This is a genomic window from Halorientalis salina (assembly GCF_005049285.1).
Taxonomy (GTDB): Archaea; Halobacteriota; Halobacteria; order Halobacteriales; family Haloarculaceae; genus Halorientalis; species Halorientalis salina.
The window spans coordinates 245,729-264,216 of the sequence record NZ_SOSC01000004.1 but is presented as its reverse complement, the minus strand read 5'-3'; the positions used below and the strand labels follow the sequence as shown (position 1 = coordinate 264,216).

19 protein-coding genes are annotated in these 18,488 nt (G+C 66.4%); 13 read left to right on the top strand and 6 right to left on the bottom strand.

The genetic code is table 11. The features are described 5' to 3' along the window. Window positions 1–21: 21 nt before the first annotated feature. Window positions 22–2,631: a PAS domain S-box protein gene (locus E2481_RS10640; RefSeq protein ID WP_136717118.1), complete on the top strand. Its 2,610-nt coding sequence runs from the start codon at window positions 22–24 to the stop codon at window positions 2,629–2,631. On the opposite strand, the gene E2481_RS10635 is transcribed toward E2481_RS10640, so the two are convergent. From E2481_RS10635 to E2481_RS10625, 3 genes are all read right to left on the bottom strand, one after another. Continuing rightward, entirely contained in the window at window positions 2,610–3,116 is a 507-nt protein-coding gene (locus E2481_RS10635; protein WP_136717117.1) for a 2'-5' RNA ligase family protein, read from the bottom strand. The genes E2481_RS10640 and E2481_RS10635 overlap by 22 nt on opposite strands. 50 nt (window positions 3,117–3,166) lie before the next feature. Next, the gene (locus E2481_RS10630; protein WP_136717116.1) at window positions 3,167–3,352 is read right to left on the bottom strand and encodes a hypothetical protein; all 186 of its coding nucleotides are present in this window, start codon (window positions 3,350–3,352) and stop codon (window positions 3,167–3,169) included. A 112-nt stretch (window positions 3,353–3,464) separates the two neighbouring features. After that, window positions 3,465–3,647: a DUF7554 family protein gene (locus E2481_RS10625; protein WP_136717115.1), complete on the bottom strand. Its 183-nt coding sequence runs from the start codon at window positions 3,645–3,647 to the stop codon at window positions 3,465–3,467. Between the two features lie 88 nt (window positions 3,648–3,735). On the opposite strand from E2481_RS10625, the gene E2481_RS10620 reads away from it, so the two are divergent. The 12 genes from E2481_RS10620 (at window position 3,736) to argF (ending at window position 16,069) form a co-directional block, all read left to right on the top strand. Beyond that, window positions 3,736–4,833: a helix-turn-helix transcriptional regulator gene (locus tag E2481_RS10620; protein ID WP_136717114.1), complete on the top strand. Its 1,098-nt coding sequence runs from the start codon at window positions 3,736–3,738 to the stop codon at window positions 4,831–4,833. Between the two features lie 155 nt (window positions 4,834–4,988). Further along, window positions 4,989–5,837: a hypothetical protein gene (locus tag E2481_RS10615; protein WP_136717113.1), complete on the top strand. Its 849-nt coding sequence runs from the start codon at window positions 4,989–4,991 to the stop codon at window positions 5,835–5,837. Window positions 5,838–5,948: 111 nt separating this feature from the next. Continuing rightward, the gene (locus E2481_RS10610) at window positions 5,949–6,620 is read left to right on the top strand and encodes a DUF7345 domain-containing protein (protein WP_169302419.1); all 672 of its coding nucleotides are present in this window, start codon (window positions 5,949–5,951) and stop codon (window positions 6,618–6,620) included. A gap of 246 nt (window positions 6,621–6,866) precedes the next feature. Next, on the top strand, window positions 6,867–8,114 hold the full coding sequence (locus tag E2481_RS10605; RefSeq protein WP_136717111.1) for an argininosuccinate synthase: 1,248 nt from the start codon (window positions 6,867–6,869) through the stop codon (window positions 8,112–8,114). A 3-nt stretch (window positions 8,115–8,117) separates the two neighbouring features. Beyond that, window positions 8,118–9,665 carry an argininosuccinate lyase gene (argH, locus tag E2481_RS10600; RefSeq protein ID WP_136717110.1) on the top strand — a complete coding sequence of 516 codons (1,548 nt, stop codon included), beginning with the start codon at window positions 8,118–8,120 and terminating at the stop codon, window positions 9,663–9,665. A gap of 197 nt (window positions 9,666–9,862) precedes the next feature. Next, window positions 9,863–10,027 carry a lysine biosynthesis protein LysW gene (gene lysW, locus E2481_RS10595; RefSeq protein ID WP_136717109.1) on the top strand — a complete coding sequence of 55 codons (165 nt, stop codon included), beginning with the start codon at window positions 9,863–9,865 and terminating at the stop codon, window positions 10,025–10,027. Window positions 10,028–10,131: 104 nt separating this feature from the next. Then, window positions 10,132–10,992, top strand: coding sequence for a lysine biosynthesis protein LysX (gene lysX / locus E2481_RS10590; RefSeq protein WP_136717108.1), 861 nt, complete (start codon window positions 10,132–10,134; stop codon window positions 10,990–10,992). Then, window positions 10,992–12,047 (top strand): N-acetyl-gamma-glutamyl-phosphate reductase, encoded by a 1,056-nt coding sequence (gene argC, locus E2481_RS10585; RefSeq protein ID WP_136717107.1) that lies wholly within the window; start codon window positions 10,992–10,994, stop codon window positions 12,045–12,047. Before lysX ends, argC begins: the two co-directional genes overlap by 1 nt. Window positions 12,048–12,065: 18 nt before the next feature. Then, on the top strand, window positions 12,066–12,959 hold the full coding sequence (locus E2481_RS10580; protein WP_136717106.1) for an acetylglutamate/acetylaminoadipate kinase: 894 nt from the start codon (window positions 12,066–12,068) through the stop codon (window positions 12,957–12,959). Beyond that, complete coding sequence (locus E2481_RS10575; RefSeq protein WP_136717105.1) at window positions 12,956–14,095, top strand: aspartate aminotransferase family protein; 1,140 nt, start codon at window positions 12,956–12,958, stop codon at window positions 14,093–14,095. Before E2481_RS10580 ends, E2481_RS10575 begins: the two co-directional genes overlap by 4 nt. Further along, complete coding sequence (locus E2481_RS10570; protein WP_136717104.1) at window positions 14,092–15,177, top strand: [LysW]-lysine hydrolase; 1,086 nt, start codon at window positions 14,092–14,094, stop codon at window positions 15,175–15,177. Before E2481_RS10575 ends, E2481_RS10570 begins: the two co-directional genes overlap by 4 nt. Window position 15,178: 1 nt before the next feature. Continuing rightward, entirely contained in the window at window positions 15,179–16,069 is an 891-nt protein-coding gene (gene argF / locus E2481_RS10565) for an ornithine carbamoyltransferase (RefSeq protein WP_136717103.1), read from the top strand. Window positions 16,070–16,277: 208 nt separating this feature from the next. Here the strand turns inward: argF and E2481_RS10560 are convergent, their stop codons facing one another. The 3 genes from E2481_RS10560 to E2481_RS10550 all read right to left on the bottom strand — a co-directional run bounded on the left by E2481_RS10560 (window position 16,278) and on the right by E2481_RS10550 (window position 18,476). After that, a complete protein-coding gene (locus tag E2481_RS10560) occupies window positions 16,278–16,739 on the bottom strand; it encodes a hypothetical protein (RefSeq protein ID WP_136717102.1) in 462 nt (153 codons plus the stop codon). A 211-nt stretch (window positions 16,740–16,950) separates the two neighbouring features. Next, window positions 16,951–17,328 (bottom strand): CBS domain-containing protein, encoded by a 378-nt coding sequence (locus E2481_RS10555; RefSeq protein ID WP_250137792.1) that lies wholly within the window; start codon window positions 17,326–17,328, stop codon window positions 16,951–16,953. A 110-nt stretch (window positions 17,329–17,438) separates the two neighbouring features. Continuing rightward, window positions 17,439–18,476, bottom strand: a complete 1,038-nt coding sequence (locus E2481_RS10550) for a PAS domain-containing sensor histidine kinase (protein WP_136717101.1) — start codon at window positions 18,474–18,476, stop codon at window positions 17,439–17,441. Window positions 18,477–18,488: the final 12 nt, after the last annotated feature.

Here is an 18,488-nt window from a genome sequence, read left to right as displayed (position 1 = left end):
CCGGAGAAACCAGCTAGCAGAATGCCACCTGACGGGGACCGAAGCGATGTCCACGTGCTTGCAGTCACTGCTGATACCGAGTACGCCGAGCGGATCGGTGCACGGCTTTCGTCCGACGGTGACGTTTCGCTCGAGACCGTCCGCACCGTCGAGGAGGCACTCGAGTACCTCGCGACCGACACACCGGTCGATTGCATCGTCAGCGATCACGACCTGCCCGACACCGACGGCGTCGCCTTTCTGGAGGCGGTCCGTGCCCAGTCACCCAACCTGCCGTTCATCCTGTTTACCAGCGAGGGGAACGAACGGATCGCCAGCCGCGCGATTTCCGCCGACGTGACCGACTATCTCGTCAAAGAGCGCCACCGGGACCAGTGGGACCGACTCGCTGACCTGATCGACGCGTCGGTCACCTACACCCGAGCACAGGGCAATCTCGTCGAGTCCGAGACGCGGGCGAAAGACGTTCTCAACGCGGCACACGACACGATCGCCATCGTTCGCGACGGCCACTACGAGTTCGTCAACGACGCCGGCGTCGAACTGCTCAACGCGGCGTCGAGCGCGGCCGTCGTCGGGATGCCCGTCGCGGACACCATCCCGGAGGACAGCCTGCTCTCGACGGACCAACTCGAGGACATCCAGACCGGGGATCGGAGCCTCGACCGCAGCGAGACTCGGCTCGTCGGCCTGGACGGGAACTACGCGTCGGTCGAGGTCACGGCCACACGGATCGAGTGGTCGGACGAGCCGGCGATCATCCTGGTCGTCCGAGACATCACCCGGCAGAAAGCCCGCAAACGGGAACTCGCGCTGAAAGAGCGGGTGATGGACGACGCCCCGGTCGGCATCACGATCGCCGACGCTACCCAGGAGGACCACCCGCTGGTGTACGCCAACGACCGGTTTCAGGAACTGACCGGCTATCGCGAGGACGAACTCGTCGGGCGGAACCCGCGCATGCTCCAGGGAGCACTGACGGACGGGGACCGAGTCGCCGAGTTGCGGGAGGCCATCGAGACCGAAGCCTCCGTCACAGTCGAGCTCTCGAACTACCGGAAGGACGGCACCGAGTTCTGGAATCGCGTGACGGTCGCGCCGATCGTGGACGACAGCGGCCAGGTGACCCAATACGTCGGCTTCCAGGAGGACGTCACCGAACACAGGGAGCACGAACGGTCGCTGCGCCGGTTCCGCCGCGCCGTCGAATCCGCCGGGAACGTCATCATCATCACCGACACGGACGGCACGATCGAGTACGTCAACCCCGCGTTCGAGTCCGTCACGGGGTACAGCAGCGAGGAAGCCATCGGTCGGACGCCACGGCTCTTCGGCTCCGGGGAGATGTCCGACGAATACTACGAGAACCTCTGGGAGACCGTCCTCGCCGGCGAGGTCTGGAACGGCGAGATCGTCAACCAGCGCAAATCCGGGGAGCTGTACCACGCCCGCGAGACGATCGCGCCGCTGACCGACGACGAGGGCGAGGTGACGGCCTTCGTCGCCATCCAGACCGACATCACCAAACAGAAAGAACGGGAAGGGCAACTCCAGCAGTACGAGCGGGCGATCGAAGGCGCGAACGACCTCATCTGTGCGACGGACACGGACCACAACTACCTGTTCGCCAATCGGGGCTATCGGGAGTACCACGACATCGAGCAGGCGGACGTCACTGACCTGACGCCCGAGGACGTCCTTGGACCGGACGTGTGGGAGACCGTCCAGCCGCATCTCGACCGGGCGCTCGACGGGGACTCCGTTCACTATCGGATGGAACGCTCGCGACCGGACCGGTCCGACCGGACCTTCGACGTCCGGTACTATCCGCTCGAAGACGGGGACACCGGCGAGGTCCAGGGTGTCGTCGCCACGCTCCGGGACGTCACGCCCCAGAAAGACCGGGAACGCCAGCTCGACGTCCTCGACCGCGTGTTGCGACACAACCTCCGGAACGCGATGAGCGTCATCATCGGCAACGCAGAACTGATCGCCGCCGAAGCGGGCGAAGAGGCTGGCGACCTCGCGGAGAGCATCATCGAGACCGGCGAGCAGTTGCTCGGCGTGACCGAACGCGAGCGGAAGATCGTCGAGGTGCTCTCGCAGGTGCGGCTCGTCCGCCCGCTGGAGATCTCCGACTTCATCGAGCGACCGGTGAGGGAACTGCGCCAGCGAGCGCCCGAGGCGACCATCGACCTGACGATGCCCGACGAGGTCCACGCCGCGACGATCCCGCAGATCGAGCAGGCCATCAGGGAACTGCTCGAGAACGCCATCGACCACAGCGACCGCGCGGAACCGACGATCACGGTCACCGTCGAGTCCCGTCCCGAGACCGTCGTAATCGACATCGCGGACGACGGGCCGGGGATTCCCGCCCAGGAACAGACCGTCCTGGCCGGACAAGACGAGATCGACCCGTTGTACCACGGCAGCGGCCTGGGGCTGTGGCTTGTCAACTGGATCGTCACGCACTCCGACGGCACGCTCACGTTCGAGGAAAACGACCCGCGTGGTAGTCTCGTCCGGCTGACCCTCCCGAAGACCCACACGGACCAGCAACTGTCGGGAGTCGAACCGCCGACGGTCCCACCCGACGCCACCGACGATCAGGCCGGCAGCGACACGTGAGTTGCGGGCTGGTCGCGCCTGGCGTCCCAGAAGACGAGGTCGTCGACGACCCACTCCACCGGCTCGACGTCCCGTTCGGCCAGCGACCGTGCGGCCTCGATTGATCCCCCGCGAGCGACCGTGACGTGGGGGACGTAGTTCTCCCCCTCGATGTCGTCGACCGGGTCGAACCGATCGCAGAGTCGGTCGTGGAGCGCCACGAGCCCGGGGCTCTCGACGCGGAGGTAGACGACGGGCGCGGTTCCGGAGGGAACGGACTCGAAGACCTCGGCACCGGCGACGCGGGCCTCACAGGCGGGCGTTCCCCTGAGCGCGTCACGGGCGCGGGCCTCCAGGTGGGCGTAGTCCGCGTCGTCGCCGGCGAGTCGCTTGACGACGAGCGTGTGACCGCCGCGGGTCCGGGCCTGTGCACCGACGAGGTCGCTCGCCAGATCGGTCGCGAGGGCGGCGACGGACGAGGGGACGGGCGCGTTCAGGCTGTACACGACAGGCGGTGCTCACGACGGGACCGCGAATAAGCGTGCTGATCGTCCCGTCAGAACTTCGCGATGAAGAACAACCCGACGGAGACGAACCCGAGCAGGATGAACTGCAGCGGGTACAGCGGCACCGTGATGCTGTAGTAGTTGGCCAGTCCCTCCAGTATCACCATGATCTGGAGCAGTCCCAGCCCCAGGAAGATAAAGAGGTTTCTGACCTTCTGCTTCGTGACTTCCCCCATGCTACCGGTAATTTCCACTGGTTTCAGTATAAAACCACGGGTTTCGACAGAATTACCGTCCGAACCTCGCATTCTCGGCAGGTAGCATATAAAGGGAGTGTCGGGTCCGATCTCAGATCCGGTCGAGCAGGTAGAGGACGATGAGGACGACGATGACGAGTCCGATGACGGGCCGGAACGGCCCGAGAACGGCGCTGATGAACTCGGCGACGATCTCGACGACGATCCAGACGACGACGAGCAGGAGGATGATCTTGAGGAGGTCTTCGACGTCGAGTGCCGCGCGGGAAGTCATAGGCAGAGATGCCCGGGGCTGACACATAGGGGTTGTGGCCCGGCGGTGGCAACAAAGGCTTTCAACGCGCCGCGTAAACGGCGCATCGATGGCACGCGCGGGCACGGTCGCACTACTGGCACTGGTCCTTCTCGGAACGGCGAGTCTCGTCGCCGTCGGCGGTGCGACCGCCGAGACGCCGACGCACCGCTCCGGCGCACTCCCGGACGACATCACGGGCACGCAGACTGCGGTCGACCCCGACAGGGTGCTGCTGCGAGCCGACGTGCGGGCCGACGGGACGGCCGACTGGACCATCGAGTACCGGGTCCTGCTGGACGACCGGAACACGACCGACGCCTTCGAGTCGGTCGCCGCCGACATCCGCAACGATTCGGCACCGTTCACCGCGCGGTTCACCGACCGAATGGGCGGGACCGTCGGCACCGCGGCAAACGCCACCGGCCGGGAGATGGCGCTCCGGAACGTCAGCGTCGAGACCGAGCGCCAGAACCTCGGCCAGTCCTACGGGATCGTCCGGTACCGGTTCACCTGGGAGGGGTTCGCCACCGCGAACGAGACCCACGTCGAAGCCGGCGACGCGCTGGCCGGGTTCTACCTCGACGGGGAGTCCCAGCTACGCATCGACTGGCCCGAGGAGTATCGGGCCGTGAGCGTCTCGCCGAACGCGAGCGAGCGACTCGACCGCGGCGTCGTCTGGGAGGGCCGCCGCGACTTCGGGTCCGAGGGACCCCGCGTCGTGGCCACGAGCGAATCCGCGACCGACACGGGCAGCACCATCGCCGGAACGACGCTCGCCGGTGTCGCCGTCGTCGCGCTGGTACTGGGCGTCGGCGGCTATCTCCTGGCGCGTCGGAAGGGGCTGGTCGGCCAGTCGGGCACCGACGGGACGGAGACCGCAGCCGGTGACGCCGGCGCAGCGGCCGGGGCGAGCGACGACGTCGCCGACCGGGACGAGGGCGACGACGGACCGCCCGAGGAACTCCTGAGCAACGAGGAACAGGTCCTCAGACTCCTCGAATCGGAAGGGGGCCGCGTCAAACAGCAGCAGGTCGCCGCGCAGCTGGACTGGACCGACGCCAAGACCAGCCAGGTCGTCTCGAAGCTCAGGGAGGAAGAGGAGATCGAGGTGTTCCGCATCGGCCGCGAGAACGTCCTCTCCCACCCCGACGACGATAGTATTTAAACCCACCGACGGTTCAGCGACCCGCTCCGGGACTGTTTTCCAGAAACCGCAGGACTGCGGCGGTCCGAAATCCGGCTTAATCCGGTTTAATCGTCGTTGAACCTGGTCAGCTATCGTCCATTTATATGGAGGTATGGGGCCAAGGAGGAGGTACAATGCGACGAACACTGACCGTGATTATGGCTGCACTGGTCGTCGTCGGCACGCTGGGTGCCGGCACGGCGCTCGGTGCGGTTCCCTCGACGGCGACCGCGGACGCGAACAACGCACAGACAAACGCGACGAACGAATCGAACGAGAGTATCGCGCCGGGTGAGCGCCTCTCCGGCGTGGTCGGCGTGCAGGAAGCCGAACTCGACGGCGAGGTCGAATCGCGAAGCTTCGGCCTGGCGGTCGCTCGCGCGGCGAGCAACGAGTCGAAGGCCGCACTCATCGCGGCGAAAGTCAACGAGACCGAGCGGGAACTCGGGAACCTCAGCGAACAGCGCGAACAGCTTCGGGAAGCGCGACAGAACGGGTCGATGAGTCAGGGCCAGTTCGCAGCGCGCATGGCCGAACTCTCCGCGCGGTCACAGAACGTCAAGCGGACGGCGAACGACTCCGCCAACGCCTCGCAGGGCCTGCCCGCGGACCTGCTGGAATCGAAGGGCATCAACGCGACGGCCATCCAGACGCTCCGCACGCAGGCGAACAACATGACCGGCCAGGAAGTCTCCGAGATCGCCCGGAGCATCGCCGGGAACGCGGGTAACCAGGCCCGCGGCGGTGACCGCGGCGGCGACCAGCGACCGAGCGACGGCAACCAGACCGACACTCGCGAACGCGGCCAAAACCGCGGCGGACAGAGCGACGCCGAGACGACTGACGAAACTGAGACGAACGAGGAGACGACCACAACCGCAACCGAGGATACTGAAACGACCGACACCGAGTCCACCGATAGCACAACTGATTCGGGAGGCTCCGCCGGCAGTAGCGGCTCCGGTAACGCGTCCGACCGGTAATCGACGATAGCTGGCCAGAGCATTTTTATCACTACCACGACACTCTCTTCAAAAATGAAGGTCAAAGCAGGAGTAGCGGCTTCGTTGGTTGCACTCCTAGTACTCAGTACAGTGACACCAGTGGCGAGCGCGACGGCACAGGACACGACTGAACGGTCGTTCGTCGTCGACCTGCAGGAGGATGGGTCGGCGACGGTGACGGTGACCACGACGTTCGACCTGACGGACCAGAACGAGACCGACGCCTTCGAGCAGCTCACGAACGACCAGCAGGCACGTGACCGGTTCGAGACGAACTTCCGCAACCGAATGGCTGGCGTCGCGTCGGATGCCTCGAACGAGACGGGCCGTGAGATGTCGATCAGCGATTCGACGATCGACCTGCGAACGGACGGGGACACCGGCATCGTCGAGTTGTCGGTAACCTGGGACGGGCTGGCAGCAGTCGATGGTAATCAGCTCACCGTCTCGGAGCCGTTCGCGAGCAGCTTCACGCCGGACCGTGCGTTCTCCCTCCACGTTCCAGACGGATACGAGGCGACGACCGTCTCGCCCAGCGCGGACAGTCGCGCCGACGGGACGCTCACCTGGAACGCGGGAACCTCGCTCGATGGGTTCGCCGTGACGGCCGAGCAGACTGACGGCGGCAGCGAGAGTGGTGCATCGGAACCCACCAGCGCATCGACGACCGACGACAGTAGCGGCGACGGCCCCGGATTCGGTATCGGGCTGACGATCACCGCGCTGTTGGGAGTCGGATTCCTCGCCCGACGACGGCGCTAGACGGGGATTTCCATCTCGGAACTTTTTAATACGCGTCTCCGAATAGAACCGAGTACATGACACGGACACGCCGGAATGGCTCGCGGGCCGTCGCGAGTGGCGGGTCCGTCCGACTTCTCCGACTCCGACGACGACCGGGCCGTTAGGCCCACCTACATCCCACTTCATTCACGGTTGTTTCGCCACGAACCGCACACCGGCTGGTTCCGGAGCGGTTTTGTCCCGACTTCGACACTCACCACACACATGCCAAACCCAAACGACACGAACGGAACGGTCGCGCTCGCCTTCTCCGGCGGGCTCGACACCACAGTCTGCGTCCCGCTACTGAAAGAAGAGTACGGTTACGACGACGTCATCGGCGTCACCGTCGACGTCGGCCAGCCCGAACCCGAGTTCGACGAAGCCGAAGAGACCGCCGAGGCGCTCGGCCTCGACCACTTCGTCGTCGACGCGAAAGACGAGTTCGCCGACCTCTGTCTCGACGCCGTCAAGGCCAACGCGACCTACCAGGGCTACCCCCTGGGGACCGCGCTCGCACGCCCGGTCATCGCCGAGGCCATCCTGAACGTGGCAGAAGAGCAGGGGTGTACCGCACTCGCTCACGGCTGTACCGGGAAGGGCAACGACCAGTTGCGCTTCGAGACGGTCTGGCGCGACTCGGACCTGAACGTCCACGCGCCCGTGCGTGAACTCGGCCTGACCCGCGAGTGGGAACAGGAGTACGCCGAGGAACGCGATCTTCCCGTGGAAGGCGGCGACGGCGGCCGCTGGAGCATCGACACGAACATCTGGAGCCGCTCGGTCGAGGGCTCGGAACTCGAAGACCCCTCCTACATCCCCGGCGACGAGATCTACGACTGGACGGAGAGTCCGAGCGGGAAGGAGGCCGAACTGGTCGAGATCGAGTTCGAGCAGGGCGAGGCCGTCGCCGTCGACGGCGAGGAACTCGACCCCGTCGACCTCATCGCGACGCTCAACGAGCAGGCCGGTGCCCACGGCGTGGGTCGCACGGACACGATGGAAGACCGCATGCTCGGGCTCAAGGTTCGCGAGAACTACGAACACCCCGCGGCGACGGTCCTGCTGACGGCCCACGAGGCCCTGGAAGGGCTCGTCCTCACCAAGGAGGAGCGCAGTTTCAAGAAAGGCATCGACCAGGAGTGGGCCGAGAAGGGGTATCAGGGCCTCGTCAAGGCACCGCTGTTCCGCGCGCTGGAAGGGTTCATCGACGAGACCCAGCAGCGCGTCACTGGCACCGTCACGGTGAAACTCGAAGGCGGCCACGCCCGCCCGGTCAGCCGCGAGAGCCCCTACGCCTGCTACGCCGAGGGCCACGCCTCGTTCAACACCGAGGCGGTCACCGACGACATCGAACAGGACGACGCGACGGGCGTCGCGAAGTACCACGGCTTCCAGGAGCGCCTGGCGAACAAGGTCAGCGAGGCCGCCGACGCCGAGGCCGCGAACAAGGCAGTTTCAGACGACGATTAGATCATGACAGAGGAACCCACAAACGAGGCGAATGCGGACGCCGAAGGCGACAGCCAGGGTGACGTCGTCCGCCGGGACCGCTTCAGCGGCGGCCCCGCGCGTGGGTTCCTCTCGTCGCTCGCGGCGGACGAACGCATCTTCGAGGCTGATCTCGCCGTGGACCGCGCCCACGTCGTGATGCTGGCCGAACAGGGCATCGTCGACGACGAGAACGCGGGGGCGATCCTCGACGCACTCGACGACATCGAGGACGCCGGCCACGGCGACCTGCCCGACGGCGAGGACATCCACGCCGCCATCGAGACGGCAGTGATCGAACGGGTCGGCCCGGAGGGTGGGCGGATGCACACCGCCCGCTCCCGGAACGACGAGGTCGCGACCTGCATCCGCTACCGGCTTCGGGAAGACCTGCTCGACGCGATCGAGACGGTGATCGGCGCGCGCGAGCAACTGCTGGAGACGGCCCGCGAGCACGCCGAGACGCTGATGCCCGGCTTCACTCATCTCCAGTACGCCCAGCCGACGACCGTGGGACATTACCTGCTCTCCTACGAGCGGGCGCTGGCCCGCGACACCGAACGGCTGTTCGGGGCCTACGAGCGGACGAACCGCTCGCCGCTGGGGAGCGCGGCCTTCGCGGGGACGCCCTTCGACATCGACCGCGAGCGCACCGCCGAGCTGCTCGGGTTCGATTCGGTCCTCTCGAACTCCATGGACGCGTCCTCTGCCCGCGACAACCTGCTGGAGGCGACGACGGCCCTTTCCAACCTGGCGACGACGCTGTCCGGACTCAGCGAGGACTTCGTGATCTTCGCCAACGACGGCTACGTCGACCTCTCGGACGACTACTCCTCGACCTCGTCGATCATGCCCCAGAAGAAGAACCCGGACACGCTGGAACTCGTCCGGTCGCGGGCGGGCGACGCTCACGCCGCGGTCTCGGGGCTGCTGACGACGCTGAAGGGACTGCCCCGGGCGTACAACCGCGACCTCCAGCGGGCGACCGGCCACGGCTGGGACGCCGTCGATTCGGTGATCGAGGCCACGGAAGTCGCCGCCGGCGCGGTGGCGACCGCCGAGTGGAACGCCGACCTGCTCGCTCGGGAGGCCGGCGAGGGGTTCTCGACGGCGACGGGCGTCGCGGACCTGCTGGCGATGTCGGGCGTCCCGTTCCGGACGGCCCACGAGATGGTCGCGCTGGCAGCCGAGAAGAGCGACGACCCCGATTACGAGACCTTGGAAAGTGCAGCCCAGGAGGTCCTGGGCGAGTCGCTGTCGGCTCACGTCGACCGCGAGGCCGAGCGAAGCGAGGCCTCGGAAGACGCGAGCGGCGAAGCCGCGAGCCGCGAGGCCGTCGAGGCGGCGCTGGACCCCGCACAGAGCGTGGCGAGTCGCGACTCGGCCGGCGGCCCCGCGCCCGAGGCAGTCGCGACGCAACTCGCTGCTGCCGACGACGACCTATCAGCCGACAGGGAGTCGCTGGCGGCCGAACGCGACGCGCTGTCGGCAGCCGAAACGGAGCTTCGGACGGAGGGAGCCGGCTATGTGTAGGCAGTTGACCCGGCTGCGACGACCGCGACGCCCGACGTTCCCATCCCCGCGAGGGGAAAATATACCAAATTCATGATACTGGAATCGTGAAACGCCGTATTGTTCGGATTCGCACCGTTAGACGGTAGTTTGTGACGTTCATTTTGTCCGACAAGTCCGAAGCGTTTAAGTACATCCGAAAGGGAGATAGAGGTACAATGACGGACTGCATCGAGTGCGGGGCGGAAGTGTCCCTGCACGACGACCTGGAAGTCGGAGAGATCGTTGACTGTGCGACCTGCGGTGCGGAACTCGAGGTCGTAAGCGCCGACCCCGTCGAACTGGACTCGGCGCCCGAGCTCGAAGAGGACTGGGGTGAATAAGCGGTGAGGGCGGTCGGAGCGGCTCCCGCGACGAAAACGAACGGTGTCACCGCGAGGCTCTCGGGAGCGCTCCGTGCCGCCTGGACGACCACGCGGGGACAATAATGAATATCGGAATCCTCTACTCGCGCATCCGCAAAGACGAGAAGCTCCTGCTCTCGGAGTTGCGCGAGCGCGACCACGACGTGACGAAGATCGACGTGCGCAAACAGCAGTTCAGCCTCGACGAGGCACCGCCGGACTTCGAGGGCGTCGACGTCGTCGTCGACCGGTGTCTGGCGACCAGCCGAAGCGTCTACGCAACGCGCTTCATCGAGTCGTACGACATCCCGGTCGTCAACCACCCCGACACCGCCGAGGTCTGTGCCGACAAGGCGAAAAACAGCCTCGCGCTCGTCGAGGGTGCGGTGCCGACGCCGGAGACGACGGTCGCGTTCACCAAGGACGCGGCCCTGGAAGCCATCGAGGACTTCGGCTACCCCTGCGTCATCAAGCCCGTCGTGGGTTCGTGGGGCCGGCTGATGGCCAAGATCGACAACCGCAACGCCGCCGAGGCGATCCTCGAACACAAGGAGACCCTGGGTCACTACGAACACAAGGTGTTCTACGTCCAGGAGTACGTCGAGAAAGGCGGCGAGGACATCCGCGTGCTCGCGACCGACGGCGAACCCGTCGCCGCGATGGTCCGCTCCTCGGACCACTGGATCACCAACGCCGCCAAGGGTGCCGAGACCGACGCGTTCGGACTCGACGACGAGGCGCTGGACCTCGTCGAGCGCGCCTCCGACGCCGTCGGCGGCGGCCTGCTCGGCATCGACCTCATGGGGACCGAGGACGGGTACACCGTCCACGAGGTCAACCACAACGTCGAGTTCAAGGCCCTGAACGACGCGACCGACGTGGACGTGCCCGCGACGGTCGTCGACTGGCTGGAGACGAAAGTCGAGCAGGAGGTGACTGCCTGATGTCCGCGAACGGCGAACCGTCGCTGACGGCCTCCGTCGTCGGCGGGTCCGGCTTCACCGGCGGCGAACTCCTGCGCCTGCTCTATCAGCACCCAGAGTTCGAGGTGACCCAGGCGACGAGTCGCTCGTACGCGAACAAGACCGTCGGCCACCAGCATCCCAACCTCCGCGGGATGGACCTGCGCTTTTCCAGCCCCGAGGACCTCGATTCGGTGGACGTACTGTTCGCCGCGACGCCTCATGGGGTTTCGATGGAGCACATCGACGAGTTCCAGGACGCGGCCGGAACCGTCGTCGACCTCTCGGCGGACTTCCGCCTCGACACCGAGGAACAGTACGACGAGTGGTACGACGGCCACGACCGGCCCGAACTGCTCGAACAGAGCGAGTACGCCCTGCCCGAACTGAACCGGGAGAACCTGGAGGGTGCGGACCTCATCGCGTCGGGTGGCTGTAACGCCACGGCGACGATCATGGGCCTGTTGCCCCTGTTCGAGGAGGGCATCCTGAGCGGTGACGAGCAGATCGTCGTCGACGTGAAGGTCGGTTCCTCGGAGGGCGGCGCTGGCGGCGGCGAGGCCTCCAGCCATCCCGAGCGCTCGGGCGTCGTCCGCCCGTACGCGCCCACGGGCCACCGTCACGAGGCCGAGATCCAGCAGTTCCTCGGTGCCGACGTGTCCTTCACCGTTCACGCGGTGGAGATGATCCGCGGTGCCTCGGCCACCTGCCACGTCTTCCCCGACGGCCCCGTCTCGAAGGGCGACCTCTGGGGCGCGTACCGCGAGCAGTACGAGGACGAACCGTTCGTCGAACTCGTCGCGGGCGGCGGCGGGGTGTATCGCTACCCCGAGCCCAAGGCCGTCGCCGGGACGAACAAGGCCGAAGTCGGCTTCGAACTCGACCCCGCGAACAAGCGGCTGGTCGTGTTCTCGGCCATCGACAACATGATGAAAGGCTCGGCCGGACAGGCCGTCCACGCGGCCAACGTCGCGCTCGGTCTCGACGAGACCGCCGGCCTGGACTTCGCCGGCCTGCATCCCGTCGGCTCCCCATAGCTTCGGAGTGATTTTTATATGACAATCGTAATCAAAGTCGGTGGTGCCCGTGCCGTTGACCCGGCGGGTGCCCTTTCGGACGTCGCAACGCTAGTGGAGGGACGCAGTCCCTCCGAACAGTCGAGCGGGGAGCAGAGCGACCCGCGAGACGACGAGGACGGCGAGTCGGTTGCCGTGGTTCACGGCGGCTCGACCGCCGTCGACGACACGCTGGAACACCTCGGCATGGAACCGGAGTACGTCGAGACGCCGTCGGGCGTCGTCGGTCGCTTCACCGACGAGCGGACGATGGAAGTGTTCGAGATGGTCTTCGGCCACCTCAACACACAGCTCGTCGCCGGCCTCCAGAGCTTGGACGTCGATGCCGTCGGACTCAACGGCGTCGACGGGAAGCTGCTGCACGGCCCGCGCAAGTCGGCCGTGCGCGTCAAGGAGGACGGCAAGAAGAAGATCAAGCGGGGCGACCACTCCGGGACGATCAAGGAGGTCAACGAGGACCTACTGGAGTCGCTGCTCTCGGACGGCTACGTCCCGGTCGCCAGCCCGCCGATGGCTGGCGCCGACGACGGCGAGATCATTCCCGTCAACACCGACGCCGACCGGTCGGCGGCCGCCATCGCCGGCGCGCTCGACGGGACGCTCGTCCTGCTGACGGACGTCGAAGGCGTCTACGCCGACCCCGACGACCCCTCGACGCTCATCGAGTCCGTCGAGACCGGCGAGGAGTGGGACGCCCTGGAGGACGCCGCCGAGGGCTTCATGAGCCGCAAGATCATGGCCGCCGAGGAGGCGCTCTCGGAGGGAGCCGAAGAAGTCGTCATCGCCGACGCCAACGCCGACGACCCCATCCTGTCGGCACTCGACGGCGGCGGGACGCACCTGTATCAGGAAGCTTTGGAGGATTCAGCATGAGCGGATTCGTATTTAATGAGAAGCCGATCCAGATCGAGTCCGGCGACGGACCCTATCTGTACGACGACAGCGGGACCGAGTACCTGGACATGGGCGCGAGCTACGCCTGCGTCCCGCTCGGGCACGGTCACGAGGCCGTCGACGGGGCCGTCCGCGACCAGCTCGACGATCTGACCTACGTGCAGGCCTCGTACCCCAACGCGGCCCGGACCGAGTTGTACGAGAAACTGGCCGCCACGGCGCCGGACCCCATCGACAAGACGTGGCTCTGTAACTCCGGGACCGAGGCCAACGAGGCCGCCCTGAAGTTCGCCCGGAGCGCGACGGGGAACTCGAAGATCATCGCGACGATGCAGGGGTTCCACGGCCGGACGATGGGTGCGCTCGCCACCACGTGGAAGCAGAAGTACAAGAAGATGTACGAGCCGCTCATCGGCGACGTGGAGTTCGTCCCCTACGACGACTCCGAGGAACTCGCCGACGCTGTCGACGACGAGACCGCCGCGGTCATCGTCGAACCCGTCCAGGGCGAGGGCGGCATCAACCCCGCCTCCGCCGAGTTCCTCGAAACCGCTCGCGAGGCGACCGCCGAGGCGGGCGCGGCGCTCATCTTCGACGAAGTCCAGACCGGCATGGGCCGGACCGGGCGGCTCTGGGCCTGCGAGCAGGCCGGCGTCGTCCCGGACATGATAACGAGTGCCAAGGGGCTGGGTAACGGGTTCCCCATCGGCGCGACGCTCTGTCGGGAGTGGATCGCCGAGAACTACGGCTCGCACGCCTCGACGTTCTCGGGCGGTCCCGTGGTGTCCGCGGCAGCGAACGCCACCGTCTCGACCATCGTCGAGGACGACGTGCCCGGTCACGCCGCCGAAATGGGCGACTACATCCTGACGGAACTGGAGAGCGCCATCGGTGACGAGGTCCGTGAGGTTCGCGGCGAGGGCCTGATGATCGGCGTCGAGGTCGGTCGCGGTGCCAACAAGGCGCTGAAGGAACTGGCCCTGAACCACGGCGTGCTGGCGCTACCTGCCGGGCGGACGGTGGTGCGCCTGCTCCCGCCGCTGACCATCGAGGAGGAGGAAGCCGATGCGGTGGTCGCGGCGCTGACGGACGTGATCGCGGAGGACGACACATGAGCGAGACACAGTTCACGAGCACGAGTACGATCGACGTGGAAGGCGAGGCGCGGCAACTGCTGGTCGACCTCGTCGACACGCCGTCGGTCACCCGCGAGGAGCGGGCGTGTGCCGAGGTCCTGCGCTCGTTTTTCGAGAGCCACGACCGCGAGGTCTGGATCGACGAGGTGGGCAACGTCCGCGCGCCCGCCGACGACGGCTGTCTGCTGACCTCCCACATCGACACCGTGCCCGGGGACATCCCGGTCCGGATCCGCGAGGCCGAGGAGAGCGACGAAGACGCGCTGTGGGGTCGCGGCAGCGTCGACGCGAAGGGGCCGCTGGCGGCGATGGCCGTCGCGGCGGTCAGGACCGGCGCGTCGTTCGTCGGCGTCGTCGGCGAGGAGGTCGACTCCAAGGGCGGCCGCTACCTCGTCGAGGACCGCGACACCGCGCCCGACGCCGTCGTCAACGGCGAACCCTCCGGCTGGGAGGGCATCACACTGGGCTACCGCGGACTGGTCGCCGGGACGTACGTCGCGACGAGCGAGTCCGGCCACAGTTCGCGCCCGGAGAACAACGCCATCCAGGACGCCATCGCCTGGTGGTCCGCCGTCGAGGAGGAGTTCACCAACGACGAGTGGGAGGCCGTCTTCGAGCGCGTCACGCCCAAGCCCACGAAGATCGAGGGCGGACTCACGGGCGACGGGCTCTCCGTCGAGGCGACGATGGAGATCCAGTTGCGCGTCCCCCCGAGCATGAACACCGAGGAGGTCATCGAGATCACGGAGGGGCATCTGGACGTGGCCGACCGCGTCCACTGGAAAGACAGGGTCGAACCCGTCATGGAGAGCCCCCGGACTGACGTGGCCCGGGCGTTCCGGGTCGCCATCCGGCAGGCGGGCGGTGACCCCCGACTGCTCCGGAAGACCGGCACAAGTGATATGAACGTCTACGCCCAGGAGTGGGACTGTCCCATGGTGACCTACGGCCCCGGCGACTCGGACCTCGACCACGCGCCCAACGAACACCTCGTGCTCTCGGAGTACGACCGCTCGGTCGAGGTGCTCGAAACCGTCGCCGAGCGGCTTCTGGAGGACTGAGATGGTCCGGTCACTGCTCGACGTCGACGATCTGACGGCGACGGAACTCGACACCGTCCTCGACCGCGCGGCGGAGTTGAAGGCCCACGGCGACGGCCAGCCCCTCGAAGACCAGACCCTGGGGATGATCTTCGAGAAACCCTCGACGCGGACCCGCATCTCCTTCGAGACGGGGATGACCCAACTGGGCGGCCACGCCATCTTCCTCGGCCCCGACGACATCCACCTGGGCCACGGCGAACCCATCAAGGACACCGCGCGGGCCGTGTCCCGGTACGTCGATTTCATCATGGCCCGTGTGTTCGACCACGCCGACGTGGTGGAACTGGCCGAGTACGCGACGGTTCCCGTGATCAACGGACTCACGGACGACGCCCACCCCTGCCAGACCCTGGCAGACCTGCTGACGATCCGCGAGCGGTTCGGCGGGTTCGACGACGTGTCGGTCGCGTGGGTCGGCGACGGCAACAACGTCTGCCAGTCGTTCGTCGTCGGTGCGGCCATGGCCGACCTCGACCTGACCGTCGCCACGCCGGAGGGCTACGGCATCGCCGACAACGTCCGCAAACGCGCGGCCGCCCTCGGCACTGAACCCGAGACGACACACGACCCCGAAGCCGCCGTCGCCGACGCGGACGTTATCTACACCGACGTGTGGGTCAGCATGGGCCAGGAAGACCAGCGCGAGCAGAAACTCGCCGACTTCGAGGGGTTCCAGGTCGACGATTCCCTCGTGGGCGACAAGACAGTGATGCACTGTCTACCCGCCCACCGCGGCGAGGAGATCACCGACGACGTGTTGGAGAGCGACAACGCCATCGTCTGGGACCAGGCCGAGAACCGGATGCACGCCCAGAACGGGCTGTTGACGTGGCTAGCTGAGCAGGAGTGAAGCACGACCACGAACGAAGTGAGTGGTCGTCTTTTTGGTCCAGATTTTTTCGCGAGTGGTCCAGAGCGAAGCGATGGACCCGAGCGGAAAAAGGTGGCTGCCGGACCAGGCTGAGAACCGAATGCACGCCCAGAACGGGCTGTTGACGTGGTTGGCTGAGCAGGAATAGAACGGCGAGCAAAAGCGAGTCGCAATCTTGCGGAGCGTACTATTCTCGATCGGACGGATCACGGAAGAGAATACCGAGGATACAGAGCAGCAGCCCGACTATTCCGACCGCGAATAGAACCGGCGTGAAGAGAACGCCACTGAGTCCGGGAGTGTTCTTGTGCGTGAGGATGGTGTAGTTCTGTCCGTGCCGCTGGACGACGTACCAACCGGAACCGAGGTGGGAACTGTCCGTCGTGTACGTGAACCGCGACACTGTCGCATCTTCGGTTTCGACGGTGTACTTCCCACGCGTGATGGTTCGGTCGATAACCTGTTGATCGTGGTCTGAGAGGTTTTCGTAGGAAACGTGCCCCATACGGGATGCATTGAACGTGACGTCCTCGTCGTCCCTCAGAGAGTGTGTGTAGTCCACGTCCCACACCTGGTAACCGCCCCACGCGGACCCGAGCAGCAATACGGTTCCGAGCACCAGGAAGAGACGACTCCTGTCGAGGTCCATACGAACCAGTTCTCCGGGCTGTCGGGAAATGTCTTCTGCTCATCACGAAATGATAGTAGCAGCAAGCGGTGCTGAGATTGGGCAAGCATCCGCGCGAACGCAGTGAGCGCGGTTCACTCGGCGCGAGACCGGCGGTCGAGCGCCGAGCAGTTTTTGTACTAAATTTTTGCGAGGGGGGTTCGCCGAAGGCGAATCCCCCCGAAGTAAAAATTTAGTCGGACAGATGCGTCGTGATGTCGGTCGAGGAGACCATACCGATGTAGTCGTCCTCGACGACCGGCAAGTGGCTGATGCCGAAGGTCGTCATCATCTGGGCGGCTTCGTTGATGGGGAGGCTCGGCGGGACGGTCTCGACGGACTCGGTCATCACGTCGGTCACGTCGAGGGCCGAGGTGTCTTTCCCCTGGGCGACGGTGTCGAGGATGTCGGTGCTGGTCACGATCGAGGGCGGCGCGGTCGTCACGAGGAGGGCGCTCATCTCCTTTTCGCGCATCGCGGCCGCGGCCTCGACGAGGGTCACGTCTTCCGAAATCGTCTCGATCGGCGTCGTCATGATGTCGGCGACACGGAGCTGATCGTCGGAACTCATACTCCAATCAGCGACGGCCGGTGTTAATGTTCTTTCCAAATCCGCGTCACACCGAACCGTGGGTTGGCGGCGCAACCGGTCGACGGCGGTTCGGGGAGTCAGCGCGGGTGTCAAGTATCGGGATAGCGGATCGTCACGGCGGTCCCCGCGTCGGTGTTCTCGACGACGGAGACGTCGCCGCCGACGCGGTCGACGGCCAAGCGGACCAGCCAGAGGCCGAGGCCGGTGCCGTGGAGTAGCGGGGTGGTTTCGTCGCTCCCGAGCGCGAGGAGTTCGCTCTCGGGGATGGCGGGGCCGTCGTTGGCGACGGTGAGTTTGATCCAGGGCTCGTCGGGCGGGGTGCCGACGGTGACGACGACCTCGGGTGCGGTTTCGGCGGCGTGGTGGATGGCGTTCTCGCAGAGTTCCACGAGCGCGAGTTCGATTTCGGGGCGGATGGAGGCGATACCCTCGGACGGGCGGAGGACGCGGATGCGGGCGTCGGGGTAGTGCTCGTTGAGTTGCGCCTCGACGCGGTCGAGCGTTCGGGCGAGGTCGGCCCGTTGCCAGTCGGTCTCGGCGGAGACCACCTGGCGGATGGATTGGACCTTCCCGACGAGACGGTCCCAGCGCTGGGCCGTCTCGCGGATGTGCTCGATGGGGTCGCGCTGGGCGTCGTCGAGGCGGTCGGCGAGCATCGAGGCGTGGTTGAGCACGACAGTCATGTCGTTCCGGAGGTTGTGCCTGAGCAGGCGGTTGAGCACGGCGACCTGCTGGCGGCGCTGCTCGCGGGCGGTCACGTCGACGAACAGCGCGCGGGTCCCGATAACGGTCCCGTCGCCGTCGGTCCGTGGGACGGCACGCATCCGCGTCAGGACGACGGTCCCGTCGGCACACAGGAGCTCGCGGTCCGCGGTCCCGAACGCACCGGCGAGCGCCCGCTCGTAGCCGCCGTCCTGCAGTACTGCGGCCGACGCCGGCGTGTACAACTCCGCCAGCGGTCGGCCGACGACTTGCGATCGGTCGTACCCCAACCGGTCGGCGAACTGTCGATTGCACCCGTCGACGACCGGCTCGCCCGCCTCCGTCCGTGTCAGGACGGACAACACCGGCAGCTCCGCCAACAGGTGGTGTAACTCCCCACCCTCCCCCGCACCTTGCGACATCATCGCACGTTAATT

Coding starts and splice junctions, on each gene's coding strand:
- E2481_RS10640 (WP_136717118.1), top strand. CDS start 22: ATGCCACCTGACGGGGACCGAAGCGATGTCCACGTGCTTGCAGTCACT.
- E2481_RS10630 (WP_136717116.1), bottom strand. CDS start 3,352: ATGGGGGAAGTCACGAAGCAGAAGGTCAGAAACCTCTTTATCTTCCTG.
- E2481_RS10625 (WP_136717115.1), bottom strand. CDS start 3,647: ATGACTTCCCGCGCGGCACTCGACGTCGAAGACCTCCTCAAGATCATC.
- E2481_RS10620 (WP_136717114.1), top strand. CDS start 3,736: ATGGCACGCGCGGGCACGGTCGCACTACTGGCACTGGTCCTTCTCGGA.
- E2481_RS10615 (WP_136717113.1), top strand. CDS start 4,989: ATGCGACGAACACTGACCGTGATTATGGCTGCACTGGTCGTCGTCGGC.
- E2481_RS10605 (WP_136717111.1), top strand. CDS start 6,867: ATGCCAAACCCAAACGACACGAACGGAACGGTCGCGCTCGCCTTCTCC.
- argH (WP_136717110.1), top strand. CDS start 8,118: ATGACAGAGGAACCCACAAACGAGGCGAATGCGGACGCCGAAGGCGAC.
- lysW (WP_136717109.1), top strand. CDS start 9,863: ATGACGGACTGCATCGAGTGCGGGGCGGAAGTGTCCCTGCACGACGAC.
- lysX (WP_136717108.1), top strand. CDS start 10,132: ATGAATATCGGAATCCTCTACTCGCGCATCCGCAAAGACGAGAAGCTC.
- argC (WP_136717107.1), top strand. CDS start 10,992: ATGTCCGCGAACGGCGAACCGTCGCTGACGGCCTCCGTCGTCGGCGGG.
- E2481_RS10580 (WP_136717106.1), top strand. CDS start 12,066: ATGACAATCGTAATCAAAGTCGGTGGTGCCCGTGCCGTTGACCCGGCG.
- E2481_RS10575 (WP_136717105.1), top strand. CDS start 12,956: ATGAGCGGATTCGTATTTAATGAGAAGCCGATCCAGATCGAGTCCGGC.
- E2481_RS10570 (WP_136717104.1), top strand. CDS start 14,092: ATGAGCGAGACACAGTTCACGAGCACGAGTACGATCGACGTGGAAGGC.
- argF (WP_136717103.1), top strand. CDS start 15,179: ATGGTCCGGTCACTGCTCGACGTCGACGATCTGACGGCGACGGAACTC.
- E2481_RS10560 (WP_136717102.1), bottom strand. CDS start 16,739: ATGGACCTCGACAGGAGTCGTCTCTTCCTGGTGCTCGGAACCGTATTG.
- E2481_RS10555 (WP_250137792.1), bottom strand. CDS start 17,328: ATGAGTTCCGACGATCAGCTCCGTGTCGCCGACATCATGACGACGCCG.
- E2481_RS10550 (WP_136717101.1), bottom strand. CDS start 18,476: ATGATGTCGCAAGGTGCGGGGGAGGGTGGGGAGTTACACCACCTGTTG.